The 16,921-nt window shown below is 69.7% G+C and carries 13 protein-coding genes and 1 pseudogene; 2 read left to right on the top strand and 12 right to left on the bottom strand.

Going from position 1 to position 16,921, the window contains the following annotated elements; translation table 11 throughout:
- Positions 1-87 precede the first annotated feature (87 nt).
- The 5 genes and pseudogenes from VF536_RS01855 to VF536_RS01835 form a co-directional block, all read right to left on the bottom strand.
- Positions 88-726, bottom strand: a complete 639-nt coding sequence (locus VF536_RS01855; protein WP_331613082.1) for a DUF4136 domain-containing protein — start codon at positions 724-726, stop codon at positions 88-90.
- 162 nt (positions 727-888) lie between these two features.
- The gene (gene ttcA / locus VF536_RS01850) at positions 889-1,890 is read right to left on the bottom strand and encodes a tRNA 2-thiocytidine(32) synthetase TtcA (protein WP_331613081.1); all 1,002 of its coding nucleotides are present in this window, start codon (positions 1,888-1,890) and stop codon (positions 889-891) included.
- Positions 1,891-2,003: 113 nt separating this feature from the next.
- Positions 2,004-2,372: a dihydroneopterin aldolase gene (locus VF536_RS01845; protein ID WP_331613083.1), complete on the bottom strand. Its 369-nt coding sequence runs from the start codon at positions 2,370-2,372 to the stop codon at positions 2,004-2,006.
- Between the two features lie 84 nt (positions 2,373-2,456).
- Positions 2,457-3,428: pseudogene (locus VF536_RS01840) on the bottom strand (FAD-dependent oxidoreductase); the annotation flags it as partial.
- A gap of 58 nt (positions 3,429-3,486) precedes the next feature.
- Positions 3,487-4,440, bottom strand: a complete 954-nt coding sequence (locus VF536_RS01835) for a LysR family transcriptional regulator (RefSeq protein ID WP_331613080.1) — start codon at positions 4,438-4,440, stop codon at positions 3,487-3,489.
- A gap of 132 nt (positions 4,441-4,572) precedes the next feature.
- On the opposite strand from VF536_RS01835, the gene VF536_RS01830 reads away from it, so the two are divergent.
- Entirely contained in the window at positions 4,573-5,385 is an 813-nt protein-coding gene (locus tag VF536_RS01830; RefSeq protein WP_331613079.1) for an SDR family NAD(P)-dependent oxidoreductase, read from the top strand.
- 27 nt (positions 5,386-5,412) lie between these two features.
- Here VF536_RS01830 and VF536_RS01825 read toward each other — a convergent pair whose 3' ends face one another.
- Positions 5,413-6,243, bottom strand: coding sequence for an APH(3') family aminoglycoside O-phosphotransferase (locus tag VF536_RS01825; protein ID WP_331613077.1), 831 nt, complete (start codon positions 6,241-6,243; stop codon positions 5,413-5,415).
- Between the two features lie 206 nt (positions 6,244-6,449).
- On the opposite strand from VF536_RS01825, the gene VF536_RS01820 reads away from it, so the two are divergent.
- Positions 6,450-7,241 carry an SDR family NAD(P)-dependent oxidoreductase gene (locus tag VF536_RS01820; RefSeq protein ID WP_331613076.1) on the top strand — a complete coding sequence of 264 codons (792 nt, stop codon included), beginning with the start codon at positions 6,450-6,452 and terminating at the stop codon, positions 7,239-7,241.
- A gap of 36 nt (positions 7,242-7,277) precedes the next feature.
- Here VF536_RS01820 and VF536_RS01815 read toward each other — a convergent pair whose 3' ends face one another.
- The 6 genes from VF536_RS01815 to VF536_RS01790 form a co-directional block, all read right to left on the bottom strand.
- Positions 7,278-7,799: a GNAT family N-acetyltransferase gene (locus VF536_RS01815; protein WP_331613075.1), complete on the bottom strand. Its 522-nt coding sequence runs from the start codon at positions 7,797-7,799 to the stop codon at positions 7,278-7,280.
- A gap of 63 nt (positions 7,800-7,862) precedes the next feature.
- A complete protein-coding gene (locus tag VF536_RS01810; protein ID WP_331613074.1) occupies positions 7,863-8,480 on the bottom strand; it encodes a protein-methionine-sulfoxide reductase heme-binding subunit MsrQ in 618 nt (205 codons plus the stop codon).
- On the bottom strand, positions 8,480-9,472 hold the full coding sequence (msrP, locus tag VF536_RS01805) for a protein-methionine-sulfoxide reductase catalytic subunit MsrP (protein WP_331613073.1): 993 nt from the start codon (positions 9,470-9,472) through the stop codon (positions 8,480-8,482). Before msrP ends, VF536_RS01810 begins: the two co-directional genes overlap by 1 nt.
- 124 nt (positions 9,473-9,596) lie before the next feature.
- The gene (locus VF536_RS01800; protein ID WP_331613072.1) at positions 9,597-14,720 is read right to left on the bottom strand and encodes a hypothetical protein; all 5,124 of its coding nucleotides are present in this window, start codon (positions 14,718-14,720) and stop codon (positions 9,597-9,599) included.
- Between the two features lie 201 nt (positions 14,721-14,921).
- Positions 14,922-16,379, bottom strand: coding sequence for a c-type cytochrome biogenesis protein CcsB (gene ccsB / locus VF536_RS01795; protein ID WP_331613071.1), 1,458 nt, complete (start codon positions 16,377-16,379; stop codon positions 14,922-14,924).
- Between the two features lies 1 nt (position 16,380).
- On the bottom strand, positions 16,381-16,921 hold a 541-nt coding region (locus VF536_RS01790; protein WP_331613070.1), incomplete at its 5' end, for a cytochrome c biogenesis protein ResB.

Below are 16,921 nucleotides of genomic sequence, written 5' to 3'. Positions count from 1 at the left end.
GACGTCGCGGTGACCGGTTGTCGCCGCTTGTGGGTGCCGGCTGGGGTGCCGGCCGGCGCCCACGGCTCCGACCGGGGGTGGGCCGTCCTACTTCGGTGTCAGCTGCACGCTCACGCGGTGCGGTTCGGGGCGCGTCTGCGGGAAGTCGGCCAGCGAAGCCTCGAAGAGCGCGCCGAAGAGCTCCTTGCCGCCCTCGGTGAGCCCGTCGTTGGAGGCGCGCGCCTCATACAGCGGCTCGTTGGTCTTGCGGTCGCGCAGCAGCATGGCGACCTCGCGGTCGTAGCGGCGCTCCATCATCGGGTCCATCGGGTACGAATAGCCCCAGCGGCTGTAGTACGGACGCCAGGCCGGGCCGTAGCGCCAGCCCCAGTAGCTGCCGTTCCAGCGCCACCACAGCGGGTCGTCCCACGGCGCGGGGCCGGAGCGGCTGACGCGCGCACCCAGCGACACGACCACGTCGGCCGCCTTCGGGTCGGCGGACTCGGTGAAGCCGGCTTTCAGCAGCGCGACGCGGGCGGCGTCCTCGAGCGAGGCCTGGCTGGCCTCGTTGCGCTGCTGCGAGGGCAGCCGTTCGAAGGCGAAGGTGCCGGGCTGGCGACCCGCCGGCCAGCTGCCGAAGGTCTGCGCATCGGCGGTGACGGTATTGAGGGCCGCGCAGCCGGTGAGCGACAGCGCAGCCGCGGCGCCTAGGCTCAGCAGGGCGACTCGACGATTCAAGGTGAACATGGTGACCTCCAGTCGGATACCGCGATGGACCGTCGACCCGGGCAGTTGCCGCGCCCGGCGACGCCCCTTCGACGCCGATGTGCGGCGTGACAGTGCAACGATTGTGGCCCCAGCCGGTTGACCCGCGCGTGCGGAGGGCGTGACGGCTCGGTAAACCTATGTTCAGTCGGCGGCGGAGTACGCCTCGCCGGCATCGTCCACGGGGGCCGGGACTTGCCCCTTGGCGCCCGGACGGATGATGTTGACGACGCCGGTGGCCGGCGCCGGGGTGCCGCACTGCTCGTCTTCGTCGAAGGCGATGTCGCCGTCGGCCACCGGCGCGCCGGTCGCCTTGATGGTCTCGAACGGGAACAGCTCGCGGTCCATCATGTGCGAGGTCACGATGTTGCCCATCGCGGTGAACATGTTGTCCACGCGGCCAGGGAAGCGCTTGTCCCAGTCCTGCAGCATGGCCTTGACGGTGGCGCGCTGCAGGTTGGGCTGGCTGCCGCAGAGGTTGCAAGGAATGATGGGGAATTCGCGGTGCTCGGCCCAGCGCTCGAGGTCGGATTCCTTCACGTAGGCCAGCGGCCGGATCACGACGTTCTTGCCGTCGTCGCTGACCAGCTTGGCCGGCATGCCCTTCATGCGGCTGCCGAAGAACATGTTCAGCATCAGCGTGGTGACGATGTCGTCGCGGTGGTGGCCCAGCGCGATCTTGGTCGCGCCGAGCTCGCCCGCCACGCGGTACAGGATGCCGCGGCGCAGGCGCGAGCACAGCGAGCAGGTCGTCTTGCCCTCGGGCACGAGGCGCTTGACGATGGAGTAGGTGTCTTGCTCCTCGATGTGGAAGTCCACGCCGCGCGACTTCAGGTAGGCGGGCAGGATGTCCTCGGGGAAGCCGGGCTGCTTCTGGTCGAGGTTGACGGCCACGATGCTGAACTTGATCGGCGCGCGGTCACGCAGGTTGATCAGGATGTCCAGCAGCGAGTAGCTGTCCTTGCCGCCGGACACGCAGACCATGACCTTGTCGCCGTCCTCGATCATGTTGAAGTCGCCGATCGCCTGGCCGACCTGGCGGTGCAGACGCTTCGAGAGCTTGTTCATCTCGTGCGCGTGCTTCTTGGCGGCGGCATCCGCGGCGGCCAGATCGATGCCTTCAATGGTGGTGGTCGAGTCGGTCATGTTCAGTCCTCAATGTATTCATCAAGCAGGGCCCGCGGAACCGGCTCTGCCGGGCCGCCAGGCCCGCCCCCTTGAGGGGGCGCGCGTCAGCGCGTAGGGGGTGGGTCAGATCTTCACCACTGGCCACATTCGGCGCTGATTGCGACTTGGCAGTCGGGGAAGATTTCGAGCTTGGTCACCTTGATGCGCACGCCCACCACGCCGGGCAGCTTCATCAGCCGGACGCAGAGCTTGCCCAGCAGGGCTTCGAGCAGGTCGGTGTGTTCCGCGGTGCACTCGTCGATGATGATGGTGCGCACGCGGCGGTAGTCCAGCACGTGGCCGATGTCGGCATCGCGCGAGACGATGGTCTGCGCGCCGAGGTTGATCTCGGCGTCGACCAGGATGGGCTGCGGGCCCTCGCGCTCGAAATCGAGCAGGCCGAGGTTGGCGCCGAAGCGCAGCCCGTTGATGTGGATCACCTGGCGGTTGTTGCGGCGCAGCGCCGGCGGCGGCTGCGATTCGCGCAGCGGGCGCAGGAAGGCTTCGATCTGCTTGGCCGCGACGACGCCGTCGCCCAGTGCGGTCTGCACGCAGGGATGCTGGCGGCCGCTGGCATCGCCGGCGACGAACAGGCCCAGCACGCCGAAGCGCGGTTCATCGCGGAAGGGCTGCGACGGCGCGGTGACGCCGGCGCGCTGGAGCGCATCGGCGACCAGCAGCCAGGCCGAAGGCGCGGGTTCGTAGCCGAGCAGCACCGCGACGTAATCGAAATGCTCTTCGCCGTAGGCCTTGGACGTGACGGTCACGCCGTCCGGGGACGCGGTCACCGCGGTCGGCAGCGCCTGGGCGGGACGGCGGCGCAAACCGTTCGCGCCATCGAGCTGCTGGATCAGGTGGCTCTGCGCGCGCCATTCGGAGCGCGACCACAGCGTGACCGCATGACCGCGACCGGCAAGGTACAGGGCGTTCTCGATGGCGTTGTCGCCGCCGCCGAGCAGCAGCACCTTGCCCGGCGGCAGGCGGTCGCGGACGGCGGTCAACTCGATGGCGTCGAGCACGCGATCGTGCCGGTCCCGCTCAGGGTAGAGCGGCGACGGATGACGCGGCGTCAGGCCGGTGGCGAGCAGCAGCGACCGCGCCCGCAGCGGGCGCAGGTTGCCGGTGGCGGCAGGTTCGGCGGTGTCGCCGGCCTGCGCCGCGAAGGCGGGACCGCCGTCGAGGTAGAGCGTCCAGCCCTGCTCGGCCTGCCAGTCGAGGGTGTTGACCGTCTGGCCGAGCACGGTGTGCACGCCAGGTTGTGCGGTGGCGTGGCGGGCGTAGCGCTCACCCAGTTCGGCGAGCGATTCGCCGGGCGCGCCGAGCAGCCAGTCCTGCTGGTAGTCGAGGGGCCGCAGGCTGTCGCATAGGCGCGGGGCACGTTCGATCAGCGCGACGCTCAGGCCCAGCTGCGTCAACCAGCTCGCGGCGCTGCAGCCGGCCGGACCGCCACCGATGATGGCGGCGTCGACGAGCGCGGGCAGGCTGGCGGGCAGTCGGTCTGGCGTGGGCTGGGACATGGCGGGGCGGGGAAGGCGGGCGCCGCGACGGCCGATGGGCGCCGCAGCAAACCCGCGATTATCCCGGATGGGCGCCGGAACGGCCCGTCCGGGGCCTTGGCGAACCGGATTCCGCCGCCAATCCTTCCTGGACGCGCTCGACCACCCAATCGATGAACACCCGCACGCGGGGCATCATCTGGCGCTGTTTGGGGAACATCACCGAGACCGGCATCGGCGGCGGCGGCGTGTCGGGCAGCAGCGCCACCAGGTCGCCCGAGGCCAGCAGCGAGGCGACGCCGAAGCGAGGGCATTGGATGAGGCCCAGCCCCTGCAGGCAGCAGGCGCGGTAGGCGGGGGAGGAGGTGACGCAGACGGGGCCGCGCATCGTGAGGGTCTGGATCCGGCCGTCGACGAGGAACTCGAACGGTGCGACGCGCCCCGTGGCGCTGGACTGGAAGTTCACCGCCTGATGCTGGCGCAGCATGTCGAGGCTCGTCGGCACGCCGTGCGCGGCCAGGTACTCGCGGCTCGCGCAGGTGACGGACGGGAGTTCCGCGATACGACGGGCCACCAGTCCCGACTCCTGCGGTGTGCCGCCGCGCAGGACGCAGTCGACGCCCTCCCGGACCAGATCGACGAGCCGGTCGCCCGTGCCGACGATGAGCTCGATGCCGGGATAACGCCGGCAGAAGTCGCCCAGGTGCGGGAAGACGAAGGCCGCCGCCAGTCCGGCCTGCAGATCGACGCGCAGCCGTCCGCGCGGCTGCCGGGCCGCCTCGCCCAGCACGGCTTCGGCCTGCTCGACCTCTTCCAGCACACGCTGGCAGCGCTCGTAGTAGAGGTGGCCTTCCGGCGTCGGACTCACGTGGCGCGTCGAGCGCGTCAGCAAGCGCGCACCGAGGCGCTTCTCCAGGGCCTGGACGGCGTAGGTCACGTTCGAGCGCGGCAGGTCGAGCTCTTCAGCGGCGGCGGTGAAGCTGCCGAGGTCCACGATGCGCGTGAACAGGTGCATGGCGTCGATGCGGTCCATGGGTCCTCCGGACTGAATGCCCTGAATTGTGCGATTGAGCTGCACAGTGATGTCGACATTGGGCGATTTATCTGTCGGATCGAAGCGCTCAGCATTCGGGCTTCTTCCTCATCGCCTTCAAGGAGCCCGACCATGAGCACCAGCAGCAACGACGTCACCGACACCGCGACCACGGCCCCCTCAGCCCCCGCCCGTCGCATCGCCCTGATCACCGGCGCCAACCGCGGCATCGGCCGCGCCACTGCCGTGCGGCTGGCCCGCGACGGCTTCGACCTCATCGTGACCTACCGATCGCACCGCGAGGAGGCGGAGGAAGTCGTCCGCGAGATCGGCGCGCTCGGGCGCGTCGCCGTGGCGCTGCCGCTGGACGTGTCGCGGGTGGACGGCTTCGGCGCGTTCGTCGACGGCGTCCGCGACGCGCTGGGCAAGACCTGGCACCGTGAGCGCTTCGACGTCTTGATCAACAACGGCGGCGTGCAGGTGGCGCAGCCGACGCTGCAGGCGACGCCCGCGGCTTTCGACCAACTGGTCGACGTCCATTTCAAGGGCGTGTTCTTCCTGACGCAGCAGCTGGTGCCGCTGATCGCGAACCCGGGCGCGATCGTGAACATCTCGAGCGGCACGGCGCGCTTCTACGTGCCGGAGCGCGCCATCTACAGCGCGGTGAAGGGCGCGGTGGAGGTCCTGTCCCGCTACCTGGCGACCGAACTCGGGCCGCGCGGCATCACGGTGAACATCATCGCGCCAGGGGCTGTGGCGACCGACTTCAGCGGCGGCCTGCTGCGCTCGAACGAGCAGTTGCAGAAGCACATCGCGTCGATCACGCCGCTGGGCCGCTTCGGTGTCGCCGAAGACATCGCCGGCGCGATCGCCGCGCTGGTGAGCGAGGGCAACCGCTTCGTCACCGGGCAGCGGATCGAGGTCTCGGGTGGCGTGCACCTCTGAAGCAAAGGCCGCTGCCCGGGCGCGGCCTCAGAAGCATTCGTCGAGCAACAGGTGGAAGTCGAGCTTGCGCAGGTCCGGCTCGGCGATGCCATAGGCGCTGAACAGCGTGTCGCGCAGCGCCGGGCCGAATTCGTCGAGGCAGTTCGCCAGGATCGCGAGGTCGCGGTAGCGATCCGCGACGCCTGCGCGGCCGAGATCGATCACGCCGACGACGTCGCCGTCTTCGTTCATGAGCAGGTTGTCGAGCGAGAAGTCGCCGTGGCTCACCACCGGATCCTCCGCAAGCGGAAGCATCGCGCCGAGCGCCTCCCACACCTGCTGAGGTGTCCACCCTTGGCGGGCGTCGTCGAAGTCGTCGGCATCGATGAGACCGGCGTCGAGGCGCTGCCGGGCGAGGTCGAGTTGCAGGCGGTGGTTCGCGTTGAACGGGCAGGGATCGACGGGCAACTGGTGCAGGTCGCGAAGCCGACGACCGATGGACGTCACGATCGCCTCGGCTCGATCCGGATCGTCTTCGAGCCATTCGTAGGCCGTGCGACCGGGGAGGGCGCGGGTCAGCAACCAGGCGGAGCCGTCCGACCATTCGAAGTGCTCGACGCGGGGCACCGGCCAGCGATCGGCGAACCACTGCAGGCGGGCGAATTCATCGGCGATGGCGATCGCCGCGTCACCATCGCCATGCTTGAGATACAGCGCGGGCGAATCGGTGCGATGCAGTCGATGGATGTTCGCGCCGGCCTCGCCGACGAGGTTGCGGTGCCAGGCGTAGCCGGCGAGCCTGGCCGCGAGGGCTTGCGGCAACTCGGGTGCCTCGGTGGGAACTTCCCTGGGCGTGTCGGACTCGTCGTGGTCGGTCATGAAGCGCGATGAGGCGATGAAGACCGGGCGAGTATCGGCGGCATGCGGTCATCGCTCAGGTTGCATTACTCGAAAGGGCAATGCCTCGCTCACCCGGGGGAGTTATGCAGCCTTCGAAGAACTGGCGCAAAGTTCGACTCGCTGCGAAGCGACCTCTCCGGCATTCGCGACCGTCCCCTTCATCAGGATTGAAAAGGAGCCACGACATGGACCTGCAGTTGAATGGAAAGCTCGCGCTCGTGAGCGGCAGCACCGCCGGCATCGGCTACGCGATTGCGAGCACCCTGGCGCGGGAAGGCGCGCGGGTCATCGTCAATGGACGGACGCAGGCTGCCGTCGATGAGGCCATCGAGCGCATCCGCTCGGAGACCGGCGCGGCGGCCGAAGGATTCGCGGGCGACCTGAGCCTCGCCGAACCGGCGCAGGAGCTGGTGCGCCGGTTTGCGGGGATCGAGATCCTCGTCAACAACCTCGGCATCTTCGAGCCCAAGCCCTTCGAAGACATTCCCGACGAGGACTGGCGCCGGTTCTTCGAGGTCAACGTCCTGAGCGGCGTCCGCCTGGCCCGGCTCGTGCTGCCGGCGATGAGGCAGGCCAACTGGGGCCGCATCATCTTCATCTCCAGCGAGAGCGCGATCCAGATCCCGCCAGAGATGGTCCATTACGGGGTGACGAAGACCGCCCAGATCGCCGTGTCCCGGGGGCTGGCGGAGTCGGTCGCGGGCACCGGCATCACAGTGAACAGCGTGCTGCCGGGACCGACGAAGTCGCGCGGCGTCGGCGACTTCGTCGAGAGCCTGGCCGCGGCCAACGCGAAGAGCTTCGAACAGGTCGAAGCCGAATTCTTCGAGCATGTGCGCCCTACCTCGCTCATCAAGCGCTTCGCGACGCCGCAGGAGACGGCGAACCTGGTCGCCTACGTGGCGAGCCCGCTCGCCTCGGCCACGACGGGGGCGGCGCTGCGGGTGGACGGCGGCGTCGTCAAGAGCGCGTTCTGAGTCAGATGCGTTCTTCGCCGGGGACATGCCTTTGCGCTACTTCCCCGGCGCCCGGCACTCGAAATACGCCATGTCCTCCCACTCGCCGTCGAGCTGGAAGCTGCGCGTCGAGCGGCCGAACTCGGTGAAGCCGTTGCGTTGCAGGACCTTGATCGAGCCCGAGTTGCCGGCGCGAACCTTGGCCTCGATACGGATCAGACCCAACTCGCCGAACGCCTTCTCAAGCACCAGGCGCACCGCCTCCTTCGCATGGCCCTTGCCGTTCTCGGCCTCTGCGATGCGATAGCCGAGTTCGCACGAGTGGTAGTGCTTGCGCTTGATCTGGCTCAGGTTGATGCGGCCGATCAGCGCGCCCGCGATGCCGCGGATCAGGAATTGATGGCCCGTGTCCGCCTCGGCCTCGCGGCGCGCGGTCGCGATGGCGGCCTCGATGCCGCCGTCGGCGTAGTACGGCACGGGCCTCGCGTTGATATGGGCTTCGAAGAACGCGCGGTTGTCGAATTCGAAGCGCCGCAGATCGGCGAGGTCGCGATCGGAGACGGGATGGAGGCTCAGCATGGGCGCCGAGCATAGCGGCGCCGCGCATGGCATCGTCGGCGCACGGGTCGCTCCTCGATCAGCTCAACGCTGCACGCGCTTCAGGAGCTTCCACACCCGCCATCCCAGCAGCACCGCCAGGATCGTCCCGTACACGATGGGTTCGGCGAAGTTGTTCTTCCCCGCGCGCATCCAGATGAAGTGCATCAGCCCGACGATGGAGATCGCGTAGACGAGCTTGTGCAGCAGCTGCCAGCGCGCCGCGCCCAGCGCCTTGATCGCGCGGTTGAACGAGGTGGCCGCCAGTGGCACCAGCAGCAGCCAGGCGGCGAAGCCCATCAGGATGAACGGCCGCTTGGCGATGTCGCGCAGGATGTCGGCCAGGTCCAGGCTCTTGTCGAGCCAGCCGTAGGCCAGCAGGTGCAGGCTCGCGTAGAAGAAGGTGAACAGCCCCAGCATGCGCCGGAAACGCGCCAGCGCCGGCTGGTTCGTCCAGGTGCGCAGCGGCGTCACCGCCAGCGTGATCCACAGGAAGCGCAGCGTCCAGTCGCCCAGGCCGCGGATCAGCGTCTCCGCCGGATTCGCGCCGAGCAGATCCGGCTGCGCGACCGCGCCGAAGACGTACCAGCCCAGCGGCAGCAGGCACAGCAGGAACAGCACGACCTTCGCCGCCGGATGCAGCAGCGGATGGCGCTTCTTCATCAGAAGTTCTTCTTCAGGTCCATGCCGGCATACAGCTGGCCGACCTGCGCCTCGTAGCCGTTGAACATCAACGTCGGGCGGCGCTTGGCGAAGAGCCCGTCCTCGCCGATGCGGCGCTCGGAGGCCTGGCTCCAGCGCGGGTGGTCGACCTGCGGGTTCACGTTGGAGAAGAAGCCGTACTCCTGCTGCGCCGCCTTGGTCCAGCTGCTCACCGGCTGCTTCTCGACGAAGCGGATCTTCACGATGGACTTGGCCGACTTGAAGCCGTACTTCCAGGGCACGACCAGTCGCAGCGGCGCGCCGTTCTGGTTCGGCAGCACCTCGCCGTACAGGCCGAAGGCCATCAGCGTCAGCGGGTGCATCGCCTCGTCCAGGCGCAGGCCCTCGACATACGGCCAGTCCAGCACGCCCGAGCGGACGCCCGGCATCTGCGCCTTGTCGGCCAGGGTCGTGAACTCGACGTACTTCGCCTTGGACGTCGGCTCCGCCTTCTTCAGCAACTCCGCCAGCGAGTAACCCACCCACGGCACCACCATCGACCAGCCCTCGACGCAGCGCAGTCGGTAGACACGTTCTTCCATGGGCGCGACCTTCAGCAGGTCGTCGAGGCCGAAGCGGCCCGGCTTGGCGCATTCGCCCTCGATGACGACGGACCAGGGCCGCGGCTTGAGCGTGTGCGCGTTCTCCGCGGGGTCGGACTTGTCGGTGCCGAACTCGTAGAAGTTGTTGTACGAGGTGACGTCCTTGTAGGCCGTCAGCTTTTCCATCACCGTCGCGCCCGCCACGGTGCTCTTGGCGCCGGGCAGCTTGGCCAGCTTGCCGGGGCCGGCCGTCTGGGCGCCCGCCGCGTCGGACAGGCCGCTCAGGCCCAGGCCGGTCAATCCCAGCGCGCCCGCCGACTTCAACCAGTCGCGGCGGCTGTCGTAGACCTCGCGGGAGGTGATCTCGGAGGACGGGATGCGCCGACCGTCGCGGGGCTTGTGGAAATGCATGGCGGACCTTCGGGGGAGGGAAGCCCGAACCTTACGACAGTCGCAGCCTGTTGACATGAGGTCGCGCTTAAGGCCCCCGCATCCGGGGCGGTGGGGCGCCCACGCCGTGCGGCCCGCGCGCGCCTCAGGCCCTCACCGGCATCGCATCGATCGTGATCAGGTCCCGCCCGCCGTGGGCGCTGTTGATCTTCCCGCCGATCGTGACCTTGCCGCCGCCCAGGAAACGCTCGGCCATCCCCGTCGGCCCCGCCTCCTTGTCGTCGACCTTGTTCGGCGTGGCCCGGATCTCGCCGCCCGTCGACGACTGTTCCTTCACCCGCTGGTTGGTCTCGTTCACGAACAGGCGGAACGGCTGCCAGCTGCCCTCGTCGCTGACGTGCGCGGCGATCTGCTTCTGCAGCGACCGGATCTGCGCCGCCGCGTCCGGATCCGGCGTCGTGCCCGGCGCCAGCGGGCGCTCGATCACCGCCAACTGCTCCATGCAGGCGTTGATCGCATCCGCCGCGTCCTGCGTCAGGCACTTGCGCTCGATGAACAGGCGGTTGTTGCCCGCCGGCAGGTTGGCCGTCTGCTGGAGGAAGCCCTGCAGCATCTCTTCTCCGCCGCGCAGCGCGCCGTCCGGTCCGCGCTCGCCCAGGCGGGCCGCCCATTCCGGCTGGCTGTTGACCAGCTTGAAGAAGGCGTCCTGCGTGCCGAACTCGCGGTGCTTGTAGGAGATGTTCGGCTTGACCTTGCCGTCCTCGGTGGTGATGCGCACGAAGCCGTTCTTGGCCTGCAGCACCATGTCGGTCTCGATGCCGACCTTGTGCCGCGTGAACAGGCCGACGTCGGGATGGTCGTGGTTCTTGAGGGTGGGATGCGAGATCCCCGCCGTGGCCCCCATGCCCAGCGAGGTCCGCGAGCCGCTGCTGGCCTGCACCGCCTGGGTCGCGCCGCCGGTGTCGCGCGCCTTGCCGCGGTTGAGGAAGGTGTGCTTGAGCCCGATGTTGCCCGTCACCGAGGCGCTGCCCAGGCCGACCGGTCCGCCCAGCATGCCGTCGGCGCTGATCGAGCCGTTGATCTGGTGGTTCTGGCCGGCATTCCAGCCGAAGGAGATGTCGCGGTAGTCGCCGACCCGGCCCACCATCTCGCGCCACATCTCGCCGCCGTTCTTCGGCCGCTGCGCCGCGGGCTGCTGGGAGATCTCGAAGACCGAGTTGACGACCATCTCGCTCATCTGCTTCCAGTTGTCCGACTGCGTGCCCTGCTTCACCGCGTCCGGCAGCGACTCGTGCTCCTTGCCCTGCTTGTTGGTGCGGATCATGAGGCCCTCGCTGAACAGGTGGGAGCCGCCGAGGCGCCCCATCACCTGCCCCGTCACGCCCACCGGCCCCAGCGCCGCGCCGGCGCGCACGCCGACGCCCAGCATCTCGGTGACCTTGGTCTCGTTGCCCAGGTAGATCACGCCGGTGTTGGAGGCCACGCCGGCGCGCAGGATGGCGGTGCGCGTGTGGTCGACGTTGAACTCGCCGACCGGCGTGACGCCCGTGCTCACGCCGCCGATGCCGTCCACCTGCGCCGCCAGGTAGCCGAACATCCCGCCGATGCCGTTCTTGCGGCCGTCGCTGTAGTCCGCCATGTCGCCGCCGGCGACGACCGAGATCATGACCTGGCGGAGGATGTCCTTGCGGTCTTCCTTGCTGGCCGCATCGAAGCGGGTCTGCAGGTCGTCGAGCTTGCTGTCCAGCTGGGCCTTGCCGCGCAGGATCTTCACGTCGTTGTTGAGCGCCGTCATCTCCGGCGTGGCGACCGTCGCGGACGAGTCGGCCAGCTTGCCGCCGCCGAACCACGCATCCAGCGTGCTTGCCATCAGCGGCTTGCCCAGGTGCGCGCTGGCCTCGTGGGTCATCGTCGCGTCGTGGAGCGCCCGCGGTGGCTGCCCCGCCTCCCCGGCGAGGGTCTGGTTGAGCGCCTGCGCGCGCGCCATCACCGCCTCCGGGGAAATCCGCGTGCCCTGCGTCAGATCGATCTTGGGATTGAACGCCGCCGGGACCTGCTCGGCCCACAACTGCATCGCGGCGAGACGCATGACGCCACGGGAGTGGTCCTGCTGCGACAGCGCGCCGTACTTCGTCGTCAGGTCACCGCGCAACTGCGTCTGGCTGTCGTCCAGCGCCTTGGTCAGGCGCTTGGCATGCTCGCCAGGCACGGTGCCGAGGTTGGATCCCAGCGGGCCCGCCTGCATCAGCGTCTTGAGCGGCGTCTTGTCCTTGCCCACCTTGCGCCGGATCGTGCCGACCGGGTCCTTGATCTTGTCCAGCGCCGTCGGCCCCGCCACCGAGGTCTTGCAGGCCAGGTCGATGTAGGTGTTGAACTTGTTCAGCCGCTTGGCCATCAGATGGAAATCGGTGCCCTGGCCGCTCTCGGTGAAGCCGTTGCGCAGCGCGACGTAGGCGGGTTTCATGGCGGGGGCCGACTCGGCGACGCCGGGCCCCCGGTTCATGTTGGCGAGCGCGAATTCCAGCGCCTGCGCCGGCAGGGTGGCGCGATGCTCCGCCTGGCGACGGGCCATCCCGTCGCGCCGTGCGTTGCCGGTGCCGAGGTAGCTGGCATCGAGCATCCGCGCCTGCCCGGCTTCGGGGGTGTGGGTCGCCGCCCGGATGTCCGCCGTCGACTGCGCGCCGCCTACGCCCAGCAGCTTCACCAGCGCGTCCTCGGCCCGCAGGCTGAGCTTGTAGTGCTCGACCGCGTGCTCCGCATGGGGCCGGTCCGCATGGCCGGCGGCGGGCAGGCTGAGCCCCTGCATCGCGAGCAGCGCTTCCATGCCGCCCGAGGTCGCCGCCAGCGCGCGGCGCGCCGTGTTGGCCATGCGCAGGATGTCGGGATCGGTGCTGGGCGCGGTGGCCTCGGCGCCGGGTTCGGCCAGCGGAGAGGGCGTGCCGGCGGCGCGCGGGGTCACGTTGGAGAGCGCCGGCGGGGGTGAATTCCAGATGTGGTTGTAGACCGCTGCGGCCTGCGCCGGATCCTGCGTCACCGAGCGCAGCACCGACGCGATGAGCAGCGCCTCGTCGTGGCGCAGCGGGTGGCCGTCGGGCCGGCTCGCGGCGTTGGAGCGCGGATGTTCCAGCAACCCCTGCGCCAGCCGGGTCGCGGCGGGCGTGGCCTCGGTGGCCTGTGCGGCGGTGGGCGCGCCGTCGGTGCCGGCCGTGTGCGCGGTGAACTTCCGGCTCACCTCCGTCGTGAACGCCACCGCGTTGCTGAACGCGTCCGGCATGCGCGCGGCCTGCTTCGTCGAGACGTCGCCGCCGCTCAGCAGATTGGCCGCGGCGGCGGTCGCGGTCTTCACCTTCTTGTCGACGGCCTTCAGCTGACTCGGGCTGGTTGCCGTCGTGACCGCGTTCGCGGGCGGCGGGCTGTCGCGGAAGCGCGTCGGCACGCCGCCGTTGGTGGAGCCGCTGAAGTTGAGGGTGGAGAAGTCGAGCTTCGCGGGCCCGGTGCGGTTCTTCAGGGCTTCGACGGCGCGGCCCACGCCGTCGGCACTCTTCTTCACCGCGGAGCGATCGTCCGCCGGTGGCGTGGCGGGCGCGGGGCGCATGGTCTCGCACAGCTGCGTCACCGCCTGATCGAGCGCGACCTTCGAAGTCTCGGCGGCGGCGTGGAGGCCGTCGCGGACCGTGACGGCGTGCGCCGCGGCGGCATCCGCCGGCACGGCCACCTGGGTGTGATGCGTGGTCCGCGCGGTGACCGCGTCGGTCCGCGCATCGTGCGCGGTCTGCGAGGCCGTGGTCGCGGTCTGAAGCGCCCTGTCGGCGGCGGTCAAGGTCTGGCGGGCCAAGTCCAGTTCGCCCTCGAGGCGCGTCACCGGCTCCCGGGCGGTCCGCAAGGTCTCGCGCGCAACGAGCAGGCGGCTGGTGAGCTCGGGGACATTGACCTGCGGACCCGTCGACGGCCCAGGTTGGCCTGCCCGATTCAGACTGGTCTCCAGGCTGCGGACCAACTGATCCGCCTCGCGGACCGCCCGCTGCAGCGGACCCTGCGGGTCCAATCGCCCCTCGAGTCCGACGACGGCGGCCTGGGCCGTCGCCTGTTCGTTGCGTCGCGTGGTGAGGGTCTCATCGGCCTGGTGCGCACGTTCCGTCGTCGTGGCCACTTCCGCGGTCAGCGTGGCCAGGGTGCGATGCGCGTCGGTGGCCGTCGCCGCGGTGGTCGCGGCCGTCGTCGCGGCGTTCCGGTGCGCCGTCATCGGTGCCAGGTGGGTGTGCAGCGCGTCACTGGCCTGCTGCTGCGCCGTCTCCAGCACGGTGACCGCCCGGTCCGCGGCGGTCCTGACCTGCTGCGCGGCGACGTGTGCCGCCGTCGCGTCGGCGAGCGGCCCCCGCGCGGCCTCTCGCCCGTCGCGATGGGTGGCCAGGGCCCTCGTGTTGTTGTCGACGTCAGTCTGTGCGTTGTCGAGGGCCTGCTGCAGCGGCAGCAAGGTGGCGTCGGCCCGGCGAAGGTCGGCCTGCGCCCGCTGCACGTCGGCCTGCAGTTGCGCTGCGGTTGGCGGCGGTGGATTCGCCGGGGCACCGGGCGCGGCTGGCGCGGCGGGCGGTGGTGGATTCGCGGCAGCCTGCTGCGCCCTCGTCAGCGCGGTATCGGCGAGGGCACGGGCCTGGACCGCCGCCGTGTAGGCAGGATCGTTTTGCGCGGCGTCGCGCGCGGCCACCAGTCCGGCCGTGGCGCCGTCGGCCGCTCGGAACTGACGGTCGTGATCATCGAAGTCCCTTTGTCGCTGAGCCCGCCGGCCATTCGCGGTGCTTTCGGCGGTGGCCGCATCGGTCGCGGTCTGGCGCCGGGCCGTCAATAACGTCGTGACTTCGGCGTCGGCGCCGGTGTGGCGCTGCTGCAGATCCTGGATCGAGCTGTTGCGGGCACTCTCCACCGCATTCGCCTGGGCCTGGCGATCGGCGCGCACCGGGACTTCCGCGTGGGCGTCGCGGGCCTGGTTCAGGGAGTGGTCGACCGCCGGATTCCGCTGCGGCGGCGTCTGGGCCTGCAGCGGCGCGGCCTGGCCGCCGGCCGTGCGTGTCGGCGGCGCGGCGCGCGGGCGTGCCTGCGAGGTCGCGTTGTTGTTGCGCGGGGCCAGACGGCCCAGCGCGAAGGATTGCGACGGCTGTTGCGGGGTCTGTGACGCGCCGGTGGTCCCGGTGGTTCCCGTTCCCGTGGCGGGTGTCGTCGGCGTGGACGGCGCGGATCGCCCGCCGAAGTGCGTGCGGAAGAAGTTGCTCATCGGGGGGCCTCCCCAGCTTCGCTGGCTCCCGCCGACTGTCAGCCGTCCGGCTTATGCATCGCCCGCATATCCCGAAGTGACGGTCGACCAGGCGAAGCGGGCCCGTTCGCGCCACCCGCTTGCCACGGCCGCGTCACACGATGACAAAGGGCGGCGCCAGGCTTTCGCCCGACGCCGCCCTTGGGGAGGCTCAGCCGCGCCTTACAGCGTGCCGTACGAGTGCAGCCCCGACAGGAACATGTTGACGCCCAGGAAGGCGAAGGTCGTGACCAGCAGTCCGATCAGCGCCCACCATGCGCCGACCACGCCGCGCAGGCCCTTGATCAGGCGCATGTGCAGCCAGGCCGCGTAGTTCAGCCAGACGATCAGCGCCCAGGTTTCCTTCGGGTCCCAGCTCCAGTAGCCGCCCCAGGCTTCCGCGGCCCAGAACGCGCCCAGGATGGTCGCGATCGTGAAGAAGGCGAAGCCCAGCGCGATGGCCTTGTAGGCCAGGTCGTCCAGCACCGTCAGCGCCGGCAGCCGCGCCGTCAGCGGACCGCGCAGCGCGACGCTGGCCGCCAGGAACACCGCCACGCCGGCCATCTTGCCGGCCCAGCCGTTCAGGCCGGCCGCGAGCTCCGGCGTGACGTTCGCGCCGAAGCGGAAGCCCACCAGCACCAGCACCAGCCCCACCGGCACGCCGATCAGGCCGATCACCAGCGCGCGCGGCGTCGCCGTCTTCAGCAGCGTCGCCAGGGCCACCATCGCGGCCATCGCGAAGCTGCCGTAACCGATGAAGTTCGCCGGCACGTGGATCTTCATCCACCAGCTCTGCAGCGCCGGCACCAGCGGCTGGATCTCGTGGGCCTCGCGGGCCATCGTGTACCAGAGCAGGAAACCGACCGCCGCGCTCACCACCAGCATCACGTAGGCGCCGAGCGCCCGCGTCGCGAAACGCTGCTCGTAGTACAGGTACATCAGCGTCGTCAGCCAGGTGAAGAGGACGAAGACCTCGTACAGGTTGCTGACGGGGATGTGGCCGATGTCCGGCGCGATCTGGTGGCTCTCGAACCAGCGCACCATCGTGCCGATCAGCGCCATGCCCACGGCGCCCCAGGCCAGCCGGGTACCGATGGCCTCGGCCGCGCTCTCGCCGTCCTTCTTCAGGAAGCCCATCCAGTAGAAGAGCGTGCTCATCCACACCAGCACGCTCATCCACAGGATCGCGCTCTGGCTGGACAGCATGTACTTCAGGAAGAAGACCTTCTCGCCCGCCGCCAGGTCGGCGCCGAAGCTGTCGGTCTGGCGCAGGTAGAGCTGGATCGCGAAGAGGCTGGCCGCCCCGACGATCAGGCACAGCAGCCGCAGCGGCCGCCAGAACCAGCCCAGCGCGATCAGCGCCGGCGTGGCGCCGGCCAGGATGCCTTTCTCGTAGACATCCATCGAGGCGCTGTAGCGGCTGAACGCGAAACCGGCGCCGATCAGCACCAGCGCCGCGAAGATCCAGTCGAACAGGTTGCGCCCCTGGAAGTAGCCGTGCTTGCCGATCACCAGCGAGCGGGTGGGGGTCGCTTCGCTCGAACCCGGCAATTGCGAGGGCAACTGCGAGGGCAACTGCGACGGCAACTGCGACGGCAACTGCGACGGCAGGTGGGACGAGTCCGCGGTGGTGGTGTTCATGTCAGGCCTCCTCATGCAGCAGGCGCCGCTTGAGCGATTCGAATTCGACGGGCAGGTCGGGAGTGTCGCGGTTGCTGGACAGCGCCATGCGGACGCGGGTCTGTTCGGAGCGGCCCGGCGCGGCTTCCAGCCACAGCCACAGGCGGCGTTCCTTGATGTAGAGCATCGCAAACACGCCGATGATCAGCAATACCGCTCCGAGGTAGACCAGGGTCTGGCCCGGCGCGCGCGTCACCTGGAACACGCTCGCCTGCACCTGCTGGAAGTCGTCCAGCTGCATCACGACCGGCGAGGGATAGAACATCGCGTCCGACAGCGACATCACCGACTGCGTCATGAAGGTCTGCGTGGCCTCGCCCGGCACGGGCTGGGGACGGCCGAGCTGTTCCTCGGCCTGCTTGTGGAGCTCGAACAGGCTGCCGTTGAGGATGCGCAGCAGCACCTCGGACACGCGGGCGCGCTCGGCCTCGGGCACTTCGCGTTCGACGAACTGCGACAGCGCCGGCAGGCCGCCCACCGCCGCGCCCTGCGCGGGCGTGTCG

This window comes from Roseateles sp. (assembly GCF_036486225.1).
GTDB lineage: Bacteria > Pseudomonadota > Gammaproteobacteria > Burkholderiales > Burkholderiaceae_C > Roseateles.
This window is presented reverse-complemented; position numbering and strand designations above follow the sequence as displayed.

What these genes read in the sequence shown, in the direction of transcription:
- VF536_RS01855 (WP_331613082.1), bottom strand. Translation starts at nt 726, where the DNA reads ATGTTCACCTTGAATCGTCGAGTCGCCCTGCTGAGCCTAGGCGCCGCG.
- ttcA (WP_331613081.1), bottom strand. Translation starts at nt 1,890, where the DNA reads ATGACCGACTCGACCACCACCATTGAAGGCATCGATCTGGCCGCCGCG.
- VF536_RS01835 (WP_331613080.1), bottom strand. Translation starts at nt 4,440, where the DNA reads ATGGACCGCATCGACGCCATGCACCTGTTCACGCGCATCGTGGACCTC.
- VF536_RS01830 (WP_331613079.1), top strand. Translation starts at nt 4,573, where the DNA reads ATGAGCACCAGCAGCAACGACGTCACCGACACCGCGACCACGGCCCCC.
- VF536_RS01825 (WP_331613077.1), bottom strand. Translation starts at nt 6,243, where the DNA reads ATGACCGACCACGACGAGTCCGACACGCCCAGGGAAGTTCCCACCGAG.
- VF536_RS01820 (WP_331613076.1), top strand. Translation starts at nt 6,450, where the DNA reads ATGGACCTGCAGTTGAATGGAAAGCTCGCGCTCGTGAGCGGCAGCACC.
- VF536_RS01815 (WP_331613075.1), bottom strand. Translation starts at nt 7,799, where the DNA reads ATGCTGAGCCTCCATCCCGTCTCCGATCGCGACCTCGCCGATCTGCGG.
- VF536_RS01810 (WP_331613074.1), bottom strand. Translation starts at nt 8,480, where the DNA reads ATGAAGAAGCGCCATCCGCTGCTGCATCCGGCGGCGAAGGTCGTGCTG.
- msrP (WP_331613073.1), bottom strand. Translation starts at nt 9,472, where the DNA reads ATGCATTTCCACAAGCCCCGCGACGGTCGGCGCATCCCGTCCTCCGAG.
- VF536_RS01800 (WP_331613072.1), bottom strand. Translation starts at nt 14,720, where the DNA reads ATGAGCAACTTCTTCCGCACGCACTTCGGCGGGCGATCCGCGCCGTCC.
- ccsB (WP_331613071.1), bottom strand. Translation starts at nt 16,379, where the DNA reads ATGAACACCACCACCGCGGACTCGTCCCACCTGCCGTCGCAGTTGCCG.